Here is a 16,335-nt window from a genome sequence, read left to right as displayed (position 1 = left end):
ATTTAAAGGGGGGTGTCTTATTAATTGCGCCTTCTAATCACCAACCTGTCGATAAACCTAGGCAGCATACACCGCCTAGGTTTGAATTCCTTTTCTGATTGTTAACGTATCATGGACCCTGAAACTTAAGCCGTTTCACGGAAAGCCGATAAAAAGCTGAAGCGCAAGGTGCTTAGCTTTATATTTCCACGTTAATTGTTCTATGCGCTCAGGCTCTGCTTTCCAATGCTGCCAAGGTTTGATTATTTCTTCCTGCTCTCTACCTTTAAGCCAATCGAAAGGAAATGCTTCACTCAGAATTTCCTCTTCAATTTCTAATTGCTGCGAAAACGAAAATGAGGACCAAAACTCATCAGGCCGATTATTCCTCTTATCAAATTCAGCTGTAATGGGGTCTAAATGGCGGTGTCGTTCATATACCGGCACATCGGGCAATGGCTTGCTTAAATCCATAAAGCGCACATAACGTTCCCACAATAAATAACAATGGACAGGGTTAGCTGAAAGTTCGACAACTGAACCGGTAACAGTTGTTTTAGGGTACTTCTCTTGGTCTATATGACTAATTTCTGGAAAGTAATTCATCACACCCGGCGCGCCCATTTTCGAGGTTAACCTGCAAACAATCTCTTCCCATTTAAAGCAACAGTTACCTAAGTCATCTCGTTGTTCACAACCTGGTATATCAAAAGTAAACCCGACCGTTTGGTTTTGCCTGTCAAGGTACATCATCTTATCAGGTATATATCTAGCCGTTATTGGTAGTAAATTTAAGAAGAATAAGTTCCAGCAAAAGGTAACCAGTGGTATCCACCACTGAAAATTTTCACCTTCATCATAAAATGGAAGTGATAAGATACTAATTAATGTAATTAAGCTTAATACAGCACCAATAGCCATTGGACCAAATAATATGGCTTTTATAGGGTTATTACCACAAGGTGCTATTTTATATTGCTCTTTTTTATTCGCGTAAATGCGCCTATCTTGATTTAGCCAACGTCGGAAAAAACATAATCCTCTAAATTCGCTTCCTTCATTTATTATTCGGTGCGCTTCAAAAAAACGATTAAACTTCGTTTTCTTTTGCATGATTCCAACACCAAAGTAATTATTCTTTTGCATCAGGTTCCTTATGCGATTGCTAAATCAGGTGAGGCATTTTCAATTGGCTTTTCAAACGCATCAAAATCTATCGGCAAAGTTAGACTTTCGTTGTAAATAAGTGTTGATGTTATTTCAACATCAAACACACTAATGTTCGGTGATTCAATTTCAAACTCATAGGTGGCTGCATTTAAGCTCAGACTATTTTCATCAAATTCAGATAAATACTCTTTAGTGCCTTCAACCCAGGTTGCTTTTTTATAAACATTTAACGTTGTTGGATGCCGCCATGAGTATTTTACATCTAAAAGCAACTCAGATTTACCCACTATGAACATTGGCAATTCAACTTTTACCGTATAATAATTGCGACCATCAAAAAAAGTAGGAGTATTAACAGTCACCTTAGGCGAAAACAATACGCTTTGGATATATTTAAAATATTGGTTTGGATCTGAGAAAGTGGGGTCATTGTGTCGCCATGTGACGATAAACCTAGGCAGCATATACCGCCTAGGTTTGAATTCCTTTTCAGATTTTTAAAGAGCAATCGCGTTTAAACACCCGCAATAATTTGCATTGCAAGGGTTTTCATCAGGCGTTTCCAATACGGGGGGTTGTCTGGTTGGTTTAGGCTTTCATCTACTGGCCACTTTTCCCACGGTTTGGTGATTTCTTTATTTGCCCAGCGTTTTGGGTTGGTGATGGCACCGTCAAAGTTAAAGCGATAAATATCGTTATCAAGCTGTTCTTCTATCTGCTGCATTTGTTTGTAGCTCATTAAATGCCAGTACTTTTCAGGGCGATTATTTTGCTTATCAAAATCCCGTGTTATCGGGTCTAAATGACGAAATGGCTCGATTTCTGGTGAATCAACGAGCGGTTTGCTTAAGTCCATAAAGCGCACTACGCGCTCCCATGTATACTTACAGTAGTTTGGGTTTTGTGGGTTGTCTTTAACCCGTATTTCACTAAATGCACCATGGTGGTTTTCATAATCTTTATGGGCAATATACATAGCATGGGTCACACCATGGCCCTGTGAATGGTTCGCTTTAGAATAAAACGCTTCTATATCCTCAAACGGAAAAGTCGAATGGCCATGCTCATTTTTTTCGGCATTATCAACCGACCACGTAAAGTTCACTGTTTGGTTTTGGCGATCAAAATATATTTCACGTTTTGGCAAGATATGACGCGCCAAAATGGGGCTGAAGTTGAGAAAGAAAAAATTCCAGCAAATAGTAAATAATAGAAAAGCCCATGGGTATTCCATATTGTCCATAATAAAAACCCCAAAAATAGCCAATATAGATACAAAACTACCTGTTGCCCCTAAAAGAATAGGACCTAATGTTAACCCTAGCGTCCAATCCCCCGCATTATGAAAACCCAAGTAGCGGCTTTCATTATCCAAGCTTTGAGGCTGTACTTTTTTATTATCCTCTTTTTCTAATAAAAATCGGACAATCATTAACCCTTTAGGTGAACTATACTCATACTTTTTTGAGGAAATATAGTGTTTAAAGTTCTGCGATTTTTCTATCACTTTTGCATTTAGTTTTGCAAATTTATATGAAATTGACATTAAAATCCTTTTCTATCCAAGCAGTGACTTACTGCTTGGGTTAAATCCTATTTATTTCTTTACTTAGCTATAAATCAATCATCAAAAATGAGGTGAATTTTTGCCACAGTGTTTTACCAAACTTTATCTCGCTTTCAGCTTTTATATCATCTGCATATTTCCACGGGAACTTAAATATATCCGGCGGTGTTAGCTTTCTGATAGGTTTACCCGTCAATAAGTTATTGAGCTGTTCTTCATCATTAAATTCATTAATGAGTAATAGTTTTTCCTCATTAACTCTCTTCTTGAAATGCTTATCGACCCGATACCAAAAATACTTAGGACGGCCATTCGCTTTATCAAACTCAGCGGTTGTTTTATCAAACTCACGGTAATATTCAAATTGTGGGATATCTGCTAAGGGTTCAGTTACATCCATGAAGTTTTGTAATAATTCCCAATGAATAAATCCACTGCTTATTAAGTTTGCTCCAGTCCTATCATAAGAAAAATCTCTCTGGTAATGTAATAAAGTAATGCCTCTGTAAGGAAAGCCGCTTCCAGGATTATTTTCCACACAATAGTGAGCATTAAACTCTTCAAAAAGCAATTTATCTTGTGTGCTACTTTGTTCATTAGATATGGTTACAGAACCATCTTTACGATGAAATAAAACCCCTGAGGACACTCTAATCCGGATTGCTTTCCAAATAGTTAGATTAAATAATTTAGATCCACTCCAAAATATAAAAACAAATAAAAAAGATTCAAGCGCTAGTTCAATACGACCAAATAAAGTGAAAAAAAACGGTAGAGTAAATAAAAAAAACAAAATACCTAAATGTGCTATTATCCAAAAAAAGACCAATGAATCCGTTATCTTACTCCCTTTTGTAGGCAAATTAAGAGTAAAATCATCATTTCCTAAAACTTTTCTATAATATTCAGCTTTCCCTGATAAGTTATATTTATAAGCTGAATCTTGAAAACTATCAAAGCAATGTCCAAACACTTTACCTCTTGGGTATATTGCCTGCTTACTTTGGTAACGACAATACATAGAGTCACGCTCATCAGTCGCTATTTCATCTCTAAATTTTGCATCTTGCTTACCTCTGTAAGCTGTGTCAGCATATTGCTCAAGCATATACTATTTCCTTAATTATCCATGCTTTATCTGGTTGTTCACCTTTATCCCAGTCATTACGCTCATCGATATCCACATAGGGCAAGGTCACATTTTTATCTAGGCGGTATTGCACTTTTACTTTCCAATCAACTTCAAAATGTTTCGGCCACATTGATAATATCGGAATAGTATATTTAAACCCGGTTATAGCTCCTGATTCAGTGTTTTCTTTTTGGATTATTTGCCAATTTTTATGATCGTAACGGAATTCCTGCTCAAAATGTAAAACTCCTTCATCTTCAATTTGATATACCTGAACGAGAAGTTCCGATTGACCTAAAGCAAAGTTTGGTGTGTCTACATCAATGGTTAACTGGCAATGGGAACCAGTTAGCTTTTTAACCCCTAATGTAACATTTGGACTCATCAATGTGCCTACTAATGCGGCGTAACATTCTTTTGGTTGTGTTTGCCACTTTTTGTAACTGCCAGTACAGCGGTCATCTGCGTCTTTTGCAAATGGGCCATTTTTAGTCCACGTTTCTAATTCATTATCGGTGACTAATATAGCAATAATTGCAATGATCAAGCCTACTGCGATTATTGCCCACCCTAAAGGTGTAGTGAGCAATGCCGCACCAAGATATATAAAACCAGCTATAGCGACAGCGCCACTCAATGCATGGAAAAAAGCAGCATCCATATCATTTTTTATTACAGATTTATACACATCATAAGTTGTTACAACTAATGAAATAAACAACCCAAGCGCACCTAGAGCTTTAGAGACAGCAATTGCTTTATTAGCTATAAGTATTGTACCTCCAACAAAGTTGGATAATCGACTTATGCGAAATGATGCAACTTCTACTGATAATGTCGCAAGACTATACACGAGATTTATTGAATCTAAGGCGAACTTTACATCAAACTTGTCCCCTGCCTTAAATTTTTTAATCATCTCGTTGGCATTAAACATTTCAAACGCTAACATCACCATTGGCAAGTTGTGCTCTAAAACTCTCACACCTTTGAGCTTAACAGTATCTACAGCCCCTAGTTTAAAGTCTGGGTTATCGTAATACAGCGCATATCTGTGTGTTTTAGGAACAACGACGAGATCACCATCTATTGAATCATAACGACCAATTAGATCATGATAATCTGTCCAGTTTTTAGGGTTAAAATAACCTTTGTTGCTGCCAAATGCTTTAGGGTCTTCAGCTGCTATTACATTATTTTTACTATCATAAATCGTTACTGCATTTGGTGGCGGATTTTTCACGCTTTCACGTAACATTGCACGCCTTTGCTGCCTATTGTTTTGCGTGCGCTTATAATTGGTTATGGCTATTACTGATGGGTTATCACCTAATACAGCCCCAGCTTGTTTAACATGAATATCTGCAAAGTCACTAATTCCAAGCGCCTTGTTATATGAGACCATTAAGTTTCTAATTTTTACAGTATGTGGTTTTAAAACGCCGTTTTGATATTGACTTGCAACACGCCCCCACGCACCGGTTAAATACCCCACCGCATCTTTTGCTTTACCAAAAAACTCTTTTAAACCTTTATTAGCTAATAAGCTGTCTTGCTCTTGCTTTTCTTCGATCAACTTTTTATGAATGCGCTTAAACTCTTCAAATCTAAATTTAGCTTCGCCATTATTTTTTTCTTCCGGCAACTTGTTTAATACAACACTCCCAGGCTGGTTTATATCGAAGTGCCCTTCTGGGATCATAAAGCAGTCAGATAACCAATTGCCTTGCTCAAACGTTGCTTTTAAAAAGCTTTCTATTGCGCTTGTGGCTTTATTTATATTTTTTTTACGCTCGTTTTCAGCAGGTAACTTTTCTTTCCAAGGTCTAAATACACCAGTTGAAACATCGTCGATACTCAACATATTTAATACATTAGTAATAAAATTAAAGCCAAATAAATAATCTACATTTTCAAGGGCTACCCAATCATTCATTACTGGAGCTAAACCAATATAATCACTTTGCTTAGAAGTTAAAGATGAGTCGTTATTTAAGCCTTGTAAAAAATCAACAAACTCTTTTTGTGCTATTGGTAACTCCTTTAAATATTTCTCTAATTTGTCATTTGACAAGTATTGCTCTAGATATTCTTTGTCTAGATGCTTTGCTCCACTACGTAAAAACTTTGCACCAGAACTTAAGTCTGCATATCCCTCTTTTTTGGTTTTTATAGGAGTCATCGAAGTTCGATGTGGGAATATATAATGATCGCGCATCACTTTTTCATGCAAATCATCATTTAGCATCGCTTGATAAGCCAACACACCTGAATCATAATGTTTCTTATCTGTTAGCTTTTTATTCTCAAGCTGTAGCTGTAAAAAAATCACTTGGCACTTATTTAACAGAGAAAGCGCTATGCCACCTGGGTCATGTATTGTAATTTGCCCTTCACGCTCTGCTACTGCTAAATCAATTTGTTGACAGCGAGCGTTTCGTAATGAATCAGCTAATCCCTGGTCTTCAACATGTGTAGGTGAAGTGGCGTTAGCACTTTTTTGTCTTGGATCATCTTTGTACAGTCCGCCGAGGCTCACAATATACAGCCATGACCATTGGGCGATGGAAAAAGCAACTTGTACCGTGGGGTCACTAAGTGAACCTGGCTCACAGTTTAAACCATTTGTTTTCTTAGGCAGCAAGATTGTTTGGGTAACTAAACCCGAATATGAACGCTCGTTTTTGCCAAATTCAGTTGCCAAATCAACTTCAGATAAACAACCATTGTCAACAGCTGCAATTTCACGCCATAAATAACCATTAACGAATATATAGTAAAAGCCGTTTAAGTTACTAACAGGTCGTTCGTCTTCTCCTAACACTTGAAATTGCGCAGGTTTAGCTTTGTTTTTATCAAGGGACGCCTCGGTAAAAACGGTTGGTTTTACCGAAATAAATTGCGCTTTATTGTCATCACTTGGCGGATTATCTAAAGTATAAGGTTGTGTATAGCCGAAAGGTATATATGAACTCCCACATTCACCCTTTATCTCCGAATCTAATTTAATTAATCCCATATTAAGCACCTGCTGTAAAATTAATTGACGCGTTTTTGCCACTGATATTTTGCTTATCTGCGATTGGCACTTTTTGCTCACTTGCACCTTGAGTCGCTTTTATTGCACCAAGCGATGCATCGTTACTATCAACACCTTTGACTAAAATACTCGCTCCATGTGTTGTTTCTGCATCACTCAAACTATCCCTCACTTGCACACTCAACCCTCTTGGTGCGGGGCCGCCGGATTGCATAAGTGGCGCAGGTGGGGTGTTTTTAGAATTGGAGATCATCGGGTCACCTTGGCGTACAGCGGGTTTACCTTCAATTAATACATTAAACGAGCCCATGATAAATTCAGCTTCACCGTCGTTTTTCTTACTCGCGACGCCTTTTTTATCACCAGGGGAGTCACCTGAGCTTTGTGAAAAAGTGCTATTTATATTAGCGGCGCCATTGCCATTGCCATTGACTTTTACTGAGCTGGCAACATCTGTAACGTCACTTGATTGCGCTTTATTTGCGTATGGAATTGGTACAACGCTAGTCCCAATTGTGGTTAAGCAGACATCCACCGTCATAAGTTTACCGCCACTATCTTGATGTACAGCGGTGCGACCATTTATCAGCACATTTTGCCCCGATACAGCTTGTACTTGTGGTGCTTGTGAAGCTGTATCTTTAATAAGCTGCTCTTGGTTACCGGCTTGCCAACCTAAATGCGTTGATACTAAATCTAAGAATGCTTGCGCGTTACTAACGGGTTTATTTACATCCATATTAGTTTGCGGTTCATTCCATGGCAGCCTAGGTTCGTTTTTTTGGCTATCCCATTGTGGCGGTGGAATAATATAATCAGGTATAAAAATATTTACCATTTCACCGAGGGTTTTCTCGCGGTATTTTGGCCTGGCAATCTCAGCTAAAAAGGCGGCGTCACCACTGGCTTTATCTTCAAAAATAGCGATACCGTTAGCTTTACCTAGCGCACCATTACTGCGGGCGCTATTGTTAAGCCCAAGCAATGTTGAGTTGTTATGTCGCCATGTTACTGAGCCACCGGTGCGCACATCAGCGCTCAGCGCATCAATATCATATTGTACGCTGCCTGTTTGTTTGCCTGCTGCGGCGTTAATATAAGGCATTATTTTTCACTCCTTGAAATTTTGACTAGCTGCTCATTAGGTGCATTAAAAATAACAAATACCTGCTCAAGTGAGCGCGTAAGCGGGTTGCATAAATAGCTTTGTGCTAGTGTAAGTGCCGCTAATGAGTTTGCATTACCTTGATGGCCTATCGTCGTTGCTAACTCTGCACACTCAATGAGCGGCTGGCCTTTTTTGTACAATTTTTGTGTGTAAGCAAACCATTTTTTTTGCCAAGTAAGTGATTGTTCGCCCACAAATAAATAACGGTCTTGGCTGGTGCAATTGGCCTGTGCTAATTGAGCCGTCATTTGGCCGTCATATAATTGCGCGGTAAGCTTGCCTTGCGGCTGTATTAACAGTGCATATCCACCTTCGCCATATATAACGCCCGGTGGGCCGTTTAATACTTGCACGGTGCAGCGTTTAGCTTGTTCACTCACATATTGATAGCTATTACATGAATCCACAGCGATTACTAAGGTGTCGTTGTTTATGGTGGTTAAGTCACATGTTGGCATCTGTGAATAGGCGGGTATTTGTTCTGCAATACACTCTTGGAGTAGCTCAGCGAGTGTTTCATCGCTTATCAGTGGCTGTTCAATTTCATCAACGGGCAGTAAAAATACAATTTGGCTAATGCGGTTTGTTTGCCTTAACGTGGCTATATCAACTTGCTCAAGTATGTGCGAGAGCATTAATAAACAGCGCGTGACTCTATCGAGTTGCGCAAGTTCGTCTATTTCAACAAAAATATACGGCGCATCTAAACTAATATCACATCGAATTAATGCTTTACTTGGTTTAGAAAAAAGCATTTTATTAGCCACTGCAGTATACAAGCTGCTTGATGTACAGCCGGCAGCATTAATATGATAAAGACTGTCAAAAGTAAGTTGTTTCATATTAATTTTCTTTACCGCTATTTTGTTCTGAGGCAACGAGTATTTGACTATTTGCGCCTACTTTTTCAAGACTAATATGACCGCGCCAAAGCAGAGAAAAGCACTGGGCGTCGGAATCAATTACTAAGGTGTCGCAGCGCATGGTTAGCCGCTCTCGGGCTAGTGTATTTACCACTTCCACAATAGGTTTTTGGTACGGCAGTTCTATACGTTGTTGTTGTCCGTATTGTTGTAATGGATAAAGCCCTGTTAACTGACACGCCCAGCCTTTGCCAAACTCGGCTACAACTTGCTGATCAATGGGCGCTGTGTTGTATAAATCTTTTGGCTGTGTTGTTTTAAACGGGTACTCTCCCGCCATAAGTGCTGTTTCGTCTATTTCTGGTAAGCGTTCAACTCGTGGCGACCAATGGCTTGGTATGGCCGAAAAGCTTGCGACCGGTGTGCTGTGGCTAGGTTTTCTAAGTAATGAGTTAGCGTATTCAACACTGGGTAACTGCTGGCCAACCGCGTGCTTATTTTTAAGTTTAAAACCACGGCCGATTGGGTTTTCTAAGAACGTGTTGCTCTCGTTATTTAGCTCTTTACCACCAAAAGCCTGCATATAATTGAGTGCCACTGGGGTAATAATATCTGGATCTGTAGCGACTGGTCCAAGCAACGAGCGTCGCCAATAACGCGCTCCGGTTACACGTAAACGCTTTTTAAACAAAGGTTGCGAAGGCGAATCAAGGCCCAGCTCAACCTCAATAACGCGCGCGTCTTTTCCTTTTGGCGGATAAGCAGTGCAATTACCATATACTTCAAAGCCATACTTAAAAGCCACCTGCTCGTTTACTTCACAAATCGGTGAGCTGTTAGGATCGCCTTGGTAATCATCAGCAATAACAATCTCAGGGCCGGGTTCAATGGCTGTAACGTTGCCTTGCTCATCAAACTCAAAGCTTTGTTTAACCACCACCACTTGACCTTCAGTACTGTCTTCTAACCAGCCGCTAAACGTGCTGGCTTGCCAAGGAGAAAGATTATGAAGCATGAACGTTCTCCACTTTTTCACTTAACAGTAATTGCCACTGCGATGCACTTTGCTGGACATGAAATAAACCACATGCACTTGTTAAATCAAAATGTGGGGCAATAACACGTTGTACTAAAGAGCCTGCTAATTTAGCGAGTTTTTGTGCGCTATTGGCTTTAGTAAAACTAATGCCCATTAAAAGTTGCTCACCTGCTTGCATTGCAAACGCTTGCCTTACGTGCTCGGCATCATCAAGGTTAATGCCGCTTTGCGGTTTTACTGCATTGTTATCACTGACGACTGACATTTTTTCAGCTTTGGCAAGCGGCCTATCTGTTAATGTGAGCCACGCTGCATAAGCACTTGGTTGTGTTACTGCGATGGTCATTAAATCCATCACTAATGGCAGCGCTTGTTTATAAACAAAATGACTTAATACAAACGAGCAGTGCTCTGGATTTGCTTTGCAAAATAATGCACAGGGTTCGTACCAACGCGTGTCATTAAGTAAACCCGCTAAAGCGAGTAATTGTGCTTTTTGCTGTTCATCTGCGGTTTTTGCAAACACTTTAAATAGCTTATCGCTTACATCGTCATGCCCTGCACAATAACTATTTACTAACGCAGCAAAGGCAATCTCGAAATCTTTGTGTAATACCGCTGCGAGTAATTCACTGGTTGTAAGAGGTTGTGAAAATAATAAGGTTTTAACCACGTTTTGGGGTTTTTCTTTACCTTCAAGTACACTGGTGCGTAGCGCTTTTAAATCGTTAAGCTGCCAATGCTTTAAATTATGTTGAAGTAATTCACACTGCGCTAATTGCTCACTGCCTCTTAAGCTATGAAAGTAGGCAGTAAAGTCATCAATAGCAGTAATGAATAAATCAGCCGCTATTAAACGATATACTTCACTATGTTCGCTATTTTGCTGTGCAAGTTCACACAAAGCCTGCCATGTTAACTCGCTTACTTGGGTTAAGTTTTGCGCTGAAAAATAATCTGTTGGCGCTTCGCCTGCCAACTCACTTAAGGTATATAAATGATTGAGCATTTGCGTGTCGATCACGCTAAAACGTGCCAACGAAAACGCCCCTTGCTGCAACAGCTTTTGCCGGTGCTTTAACAAGGTGGTGAGGCGCTGATTATGAAGTTTTACTTTATATACAGGTGCGAACATAGTGCTAATTAAGCCTAATTGGCCAGCCAGCCAAGGTAAGGTCTTGCTCGCTGTTTGCTGTAATATCTTGCCCTTCAAGCACGATAGTGCCGTCTGCATATACCTCAACACTACCCTTGGCCGTTTGTAGGCTAACACTTTGCTGGGCTTCAATAACGATATGCCCTTGCGAATTATTAATTTGCGCGGCAGGTGCTTGATCCGCTTGCGCTAAGAGCGCCGTTACAATAAAGCCTTGTGCGCTATGTACAAGTAATACATTAGCCCCTACTTCTGCGATGCTGACATGTGCGCCTTGCGCAATAACTTGATGTTCAACATTATTAATTAATACCGCTTTTACACGGCCAAAACTGTCGACACGACTCACACACGCTAAATGTTGATCGTGATTGAATATACTTTGGATCTGAGCGCTCATAATAAACTCCTTTTCAACTAGTTATTACTAATTGCACTGCCTTTCACGGCGATATTACTGGCCGATAAAGTAATACTTGTCGCATCAATGGTTAAGTTACCACCGGCATCAATTTCAATACTCGCACCGCCTTGACTCAATTGCAGTGATCCTTGACCATCCGCTTTAATGGTAATATTTGCGCCACTACTAATTTCTATATCGCCATTGGGGGCTTGCAGTTCTAAATTGCCGTCAACCGAATATGCGCTAACATCTTGTTCACCTTGTAATTTAAGCTCTTGATCCGCTTTAAGCTCTAAGCTGCCATCGGTTGCTTCAATACGTGTGTTTGAGGTGGCTTTGAGGGTTAAATCTGCCGCCGATGTTACTGTGATATCCCCTTCGCGGGTTTGCATTTGCAAGTTATTCTCTACCCGCGTAGTAAAGTCATTGGCAACCGTAAAGGTGGCGTCGTTTTCAGCAACAAATTGCAGATTTTCTTTCGCTGATATTTTTACATCGCCATCTACAGACTTAAGCGTTGCTTGATGTGCGCCATTGGTGGCATCGAGTAATAGTTGGTTTTTATTATTTTTATTAGCAAGGCTAATTTTTTCTTCGCCTTTTTTATCATCCATTATTAAACTGTGGCCAGCTTTAGTAACGAGCTTATTCTCGGTCGGATTTTGGCTGGTAACTGGGTTAGGTGCATTTTGGTTGTATAACGCACCTAAAATAATGGGTCTGTCTAAATCGCCATTTTCGCCACAAACTAATACCTCAGTACCTTGTGTAAGCGGAAAGTGCATGCCATGACCACTGCCACCATAAGGTTGCATTAAGCGTGTTGGGCGGCTTTGTTGGCCTTCACCATCTTGATTAAATGGCAGTTTTACTACGTAATTACCATCATCATCAATTTCTTGCTCTACTAGTGCGTTAAAAGTTGCAAATACACGTCTTTCTGGAAGTAACTGTGCTTTAAACTGTTGATCCGATGGGACCAAGTACGCCTGATTTTTATAAGTTAAGCCTTTTACGTTAGCGCCATATTCCACACCTACTTGCTGGCTACCCTTATGATCAACACGCACAACCAAATATTGGCCATTATGATCTGGATGATCATAAATAGTTAAAATCATTCCTGGTCTAAGCGCCCTGCAATCACTGTCGATAATCAATTGCTCTCGTTGACAATCAAACGCTTGCTGACGCGTTTTAGCAAGCGTATTGCCCTCGCCAGAAGTTGCATAGTTATTACCATAATGACTGTCTTCACCAAATCCTGGTTGCGAAGTGCTATTTTGCGCCGATACCTGTAAATTACCTGGTGCGCGGTAGTTATAATCGTTTAACGCAATACTTTGCGGCTGAAGTTGGGCTTGGCGACTAATTGCGAAGATTGTTTCGCTAGTACGTACTTGCCCAGATGGTGGCACATAACTTAAGTTTACTTCATCAAACAGAGCCGCAATATCTTTGCTGCTATTGCATACTTTAAAAGTGCAATCCGCGTCAGTTTGCTCAACAAAACTATAAACAAAGCCATGTTTACGCATTAAACGCGTAACAAATTCATAATCAGTTTCGTTATATTGCACTGTCATATCGAGGCTAGGGCCGCTGGCTTGCATGCTAAATTTTTGCATTGGGAAGCCCGCTTTATTAAACACACTTTTAATAATGGCAGCGGGATCCATCGCTGTAAAAACACGATTGGAATGTTGATGCTTAAGTAAAGTTAAATAAGAACTCAACACTAACGTGTAATGATAACCTTGGTGACTTTTACCATGGGCTACAAAACGACTTAGTAAACCTGAGATAGTCCGATCTGTCATAGACCACACCAAACTCAAACTGGCATCTTTACCTAGCAACGTTTGCGCAGTTAAATGTTCCTGACTCAATACTTGAATATTAAATTCATAGTCTTCACATAAGCTATCATTAATTGATGTGAAGTCAGTTACCTGCACCATGCCATCAGGTAAGCCTTGTATACTTACGCTAAAATGACTGGTATTCGCTTTATGTTCACTAAAGATGTCCATGAGTCCCATTTTCAATCCTTTTTTATCTATTAAATTAGGCGTTATCGGCAAATATTGCGGTGATTTCGTCTTGCTCATCAACCGTTAACGTTAAAATATCTGGCATATCTTCTTGCGCCATATATTCCAAAATAGATTTAGCAATTCCCGGTAAAATTTGTCTTTCAATGACTGCATTTACCATCCGAGCACCGCTGTCTGAAAGCTGGCATTGCTGAGTTAACTTACTCAATACACTTGCATCAACACGCAGTTGCATTTTATGATTTGTAGCAAGACGCTTAGCAATCGCTTCTAGTTTTAAACTAACAATTGCTTGCAGTGCATCTTGATCAAGCGCTAAATAAGGCACTACTTGCATGCGTGCAAGTAAAGCTGGTGCGAAGAATTGTAGTAACTGTGGCTTAATTAATTCACTTAACGCACCAATTGACGGCACTTGCCATGGGCTACCATCTTCATTAATCGGTGCATCCGTTGGATTGAGTGCGTCATTAATGGCTTGCTGCTGCTCAGTCGGTTGTTCTACATCATCGTCTTGCTCTGGACTCAAATCGATCACTGTTGGTGGTGTGCATGCATCAATTAGCTCTGCTGAACCTAAGTTAGACGTCATGATGATCACGGTGTTTTTGAAGTCAATTTCACGGCCTTCACCATCACGCATATTGCCGCGTTCAAATACTTGATAAAACATGTTAAGCACATCTTTATGCGCTTTTTCTACTTCATCAAGCAAAATTACTGAGTATGGGCGCTGTCTTACCGCTTCAGTTAATACACCGCCTTCACCGTAACCTACATAACCAGGAGGTGAACCTTTGAGCTGCGATACTGTATGCGACTCTTGATATTCACTCATATTGATAGTGGTTAAGAACTTCTCGCCACCAAACAATTGCTTAGCTAAACAGCGGGCTGTTTCAGTTTTACCAACACCGGAAGGGCCGGCAAGTAAAAATACCCCTAACGGTCCTTGTTCATTACTGATCCCCGCTTTGCTGACACGTAATGCTTGCGCAATTTTTGCCATACCCGCTTGCTGCCCGATCACTTCTTGACCAATTGCCGTTTCTAAATTAATGAGGTTACTGATCTGATCTTTAACCATGGCACCAACAGGTACACCGGTCCACTGAGAAATTATTTGTGCCACTGCATCAGCATCTACTTCGCTAAATAAGCCATTATCTTGACTGTTTTGCTCTTTTAAAGTTTGGCGCAAGCTAAGTAGTGCAGCACTGTCTTGTTCGCTTGCATTGGTTGCTTGTTTAAATTCGTTGATCTGGCTTAAAGTGGCAATTTGTGACTCACGAGCACTGGTTAATGCAGCAAGTTTATCTTGTGCAGTATTTAACTCTTGCTGTAAGTACAATAACTTATCCATATCGACAGCTAAACCTTGCTCGCTTTCACTGGCAATACTGGCAATCCGAGTTTGTAAATAATTTATATGCTCTCGCTCAGATTCAATTGCAGCTGGATCAGTTGCAAACGACATTCTGACGCGAGCTGCTGCTGTATCAAGTACGTCAATTGCTTTATCTGGCAATTGGCGGCCTGTTATATAACGAGCTGACAATACAACAGCCGCTTCAATGGCATCATCGGTAATTTGGATATTATGATGTTGCTGATATTTATCTTTTAAACCCGCTAGCATAAGTTGCGCAGCTTGCTCCGTTGGCTCATCGACTTTGATCAGTTGAAAACGACGCTCTAATGCGGCATCACGCTCAAAGTACTTTTTATACTCACTCCAGGTGGTTGCTGCCACTGTGCGTAATTCACCTCTGGCAAGAGCGGGTTTTAATAAATTAGCCGCATCGCTCATACCAGCATCGCCACCCGCACCAATTAAGGTGTGTGCTTCATCAATAAACATAATGATCGGCGTGGTTGAGTTTTTAACTTCGTCAATTACTGTTTTTAAACGGCGCTCAAACTCGCCTTTAACACCTGCGCCAGCTTGTAATAAGCCCATGTCTAAGACTAATAAACGCACACCTTTTAATTCATCAGGTACTTGACCATCAATAATACGCTGTGCAAAACCTTCTACTACGGCGGTTTTACCGACTCCCGGATCACCCACTAAAATCGGGTTGTTTTTACGACGACGACATAACACATCCACCATCATGCGTATCTCGTCGTTTCGCCCGAGTACAGGATCAATTTTTCCTTGCTTAGCTTTTTCGGTTAAATCTTCACAATATTCATCAAGCGCGCCGCCACCTTCACTTTGGCCATTATTTTGCGTTTGCTGAGCTGTTTTTGCCTGTGGGTTTAAACGCTCGCTTGAGTTTTGACAAATTTTATCGAGGTTTTCGGCTAAAAAGCGTGAGTCAATTTTATCTAGCAACGCTGGTAATTGAAGCACAGGGCTATAAGGTAATAGCTCCGTGAGTGCATCAAGCAATGCAGCACCGTTGATCCAATCACTTTTATGCTGCACATTAGCGCTCAACCATGCGCGTTCTAACCATTCATATAAACGACGAGAAAACACCGGCTTACTTTGGTTACCCGCAGGTTGGCGATTTAAAAAGTCAAGCAACTCATGCCATACCGCATCTTGATTAATATTAAAAAAGTGAAATATTTGTTCTAAATCGCCACTACTGCCCTCTTCCATCAACTTAATTAGTAAGTGTTCAGGCAGCACTTCAAAATGACTACGACTGCTAGCAAACCCTGCAGCAGACTCAAGCGCGGTCGCGGTATGGCCATTTAGCTTGTCGATAAGTTGTTTAATGCCTTTTGCATCCATTGTTTTGTC

Annotated in this window: 12 protein-coding genes; all 12 read right to left on the bottom strand. The window is 40.4% G+C overall.

Annotated features, from left to right (window positions below):
* Window positions 1-135: 135 nt before the first annotated feature.
* The 12 genes from H5203_RS18210 to tssH all read right to left on the bottom strand — a co-directional run bounded on the left by H5203_RS18210 (window position 136) and on the right by tssH (window position 16,326).
* A complete protein-coding gene (locus H5203_RS18210; protein WP_182820061.1) occupies window positions 136-1,125 on the bottom strand; it encodes a hypothetical protein in 990 nt (329 codons plus the stop codon).
* Between the two features lie 8 nt (window positions 1,126-1,133).
* Window positions 1,134-1,613, bottom strand: coding sequence for a hypothetical protein (locus tag H5203_RS18205; RefSeq protein WP_259401973.1), 480 nt, complete (start codon window positions 1,611-1,613; stop codon window positions 1,134-1,136).
* A gap of 50 nt (window positions 1,614-1,663) precedes the next feature.
* On the bottom strand, window positions 1,664-2,695 hold the full coding sequence (locus H5203_RS18200; RefSeq protein ID WP_182820060.1) for a hypothetical protein: 1,032 nt from the start codon (window positions 2,693-2,695) through the stop codon (window positions 1,664-1,666).
* Between the two features lie 67 nt (window positions 2,696-2,762).
* Entirely contained in the window at window positions 2,763-3,824 is a 1,062-nt protein-coding gene (locus H5203_RS18195; protein WP_145242466.1) for a hypothetical protein, read from the bottom strand.
* Window positions 3,817-6,867: a hypothetical protein gene (locus H5203_RS18190; RefSeq protein WP_182820059.1), complete on the bottom strand. Its 3,051-nt coding sequence runs from the start codon at window positions 6,865-6,867 to the stop codon at window positions 3,817-3,819. Before H5203_RS18190 ends, H5203_RS18195 begins: the two co-directional genes overlap by 8 nt.
* Window position 6,868: 1 nt before the next feature.
* Entirely contained in the window at window positions 6,869-7,993 is a 1,125-nt protein-coding gene (locus tag H5203_RS18185; RefSeq protein WP_182820058.1) for a DUF4150 domain-containing protein, read from the bottom strand.
* Window positions 7,993-8,898, bottom strand: a complete 906-nt coding sequence (locus tag H5203_RS18180) for a hypothetical protein (RefSeq protein WP_182820057.1) — start codon at window positions 8,896-8,898, stop codon at window positions 7,993-7,995. The genes H5203_RS18185 and H5203_RS18180 overlap by 1 nt, the downstream gene beginning before the upstream one ends.
* 1 nt (window position 8,899) lies before the next feature.
* A complete protein-coding gene (locus H5203_RS18175) occupies window positions 8,900-9,934 on the bottom strand; it encodes a DUF2169 domain-containing protein (protein WP_182820056.1) in 1,035 nt (344 codons plus the stop codon).
* Window positions 9,924-11,093: a hypothetical protein gene (locus H5203_RS18170; protein WP_145242475.1), complete on the bottom strand. Its 1,170-nt coding sequence runs from the start codon at window positions 11,091-11,093 to the stop codon at window positions 9,924-9,926. The genes H5203_RS18175 and H5203_RS18170 overlap by 11 nt, the downstream gene beginning before the upstream one ends.
* Window positions 11,094-11,097: 4 nt before the next feature.
* Window positions 11,098-11,514 carry a hypothetical protein gene (locus H5203_RS18165; RefSeq protein WP_182719402.1) on the bottom strand — a complete coding sequence of 139 codons (417 nt, stop codon included), beginning with the start codon at window positions 11,512-11,514 and terminating at the stop codon, window positions 11,098-11,100.
* Between the two features lie 17 nt (window positions 11,515-11,531).
* Window positions 11,532-13,553, bottom strand: coding sequence for a type VI secretion system Vgr family protein (locus H5203_RS18160; RefSeq protein ID WP_182820063.1), 2,022 nt, complete (start codon window positions 13,551-13,553; stop codon window positions 11,532-11,534).
* Between the two features lie 34 nt (window positions 13,554-13,587).
* A complete protein-coding gene (gene tssH / locus H5203_RS18155; protein WP_182719401.1) occupies window positions 13,588-16,326 on the bottom strand; it encodes a type VI secretion system ATPase TssH in 2,739 nt (912 codons plus the stop codon).
* Window positions 16,327-16,335 lie beyond the last annotated feature (9 nt).

The organism is Pseudoalteromonas sp. SG41-1, assembly GCF_014164575.1.
GTDB classification, from domain to species: Bacteria; Pseudomonadota; Gammaproteobacteria; order Enterobacterales; family Alteromonadaceae; genus Pseudoalteromonas; species Pseudoalteromonas rhizosphaerae.
The sequence above is the reverse complement of the archived record's forward strand: the minus strand, read 5'-3'. Positions and strand labels throughout refer to the sequence as shown.

Bases quoted from the DNA above. Each gene is read 5' to 3' on its own strand.
- H5203_RS18170 (WP_145242475.1), bottom strand. From the start codon at position 11,093: ATGTTCGCACCTGTATATAAAGTAAAACTTCATAATCAGCGCCTCACC.
- H5203_RS18175 (WP_182820056.1), bottom strand. From the start codon at position 9,934: ATGCTTCATAATCTTTCTCCTTGGCAAGCCAGCACGTTTAGCGGCTGG.
- H5203_RS18180 (WP_182820057.1), bottom strand. From the start codon at position 8,898: ATGAAACAACTTACTTTTGACAGTCTTTATCATATTAATGCTGCCGGC.
- H5203_RS18195 (WP_145242466.1), bottom strand. From the start codon at position 3,824: ATGCTTGAGCAATATGCTGACACAGCTTACAGAGGTAAGCAAGATGCA.
- H5203_RS18205 (WP_259401973.1), bottom strand. From the start codon at position 1,613: ATGCTGCCTAGGTTTATCGTCACATGGCGACACAATGACCCCACTTTC.
- tssH (WP_182719401.1), bottom strand. From the start codon at position 16,326: ATGGATGCAAAAGGCATTAAACAACTTATCGACAAGCTAAATGGCCAT.
- H5203_RS18160 (WP_182820063.1), bottom strand. From the start codon at position 13,553: ATGGACATCTTTAGTGAACATAAAGCGAATACCAGTCATTTTAGCGTA.
- H5203_RS18165 (WP_182719402.1), bottom strand. From the start codon at position 11,514: ATGAGCGCTCAGATCCAAAGTATATTCAATCACGATCAACATTTAGCG.
- H5203_RS18200 (WP_182820060.1), bottom strand. From the start codon at position 2,695: ATGTCAATTTCATATAAATTTGCAAAACTAAATGCAAAAGTGATAGAA.
- H5203_RS18210 (WP_182820061.1), bottom strand. From the start codon at position 1,125: ATGCAAAAGAATAATTACTTTGGTGTTGGAATCATGCAAAAGAAAACG.
- H5203_RS18190 (WP_182820059.1), bottom strand. From the start codon at position 6,867: ATGGGATTAATTAAATTAGATTCGGAGATAAAGGGTGAATGTGGGAGT.
- H5203_RS18185 (WP_182820058.1), bottom strand. From the start codon at position 7,993: ATGCCTTATATTAACGCCGCAGCAGGCAAACAAACAGGCAGCGTACAA.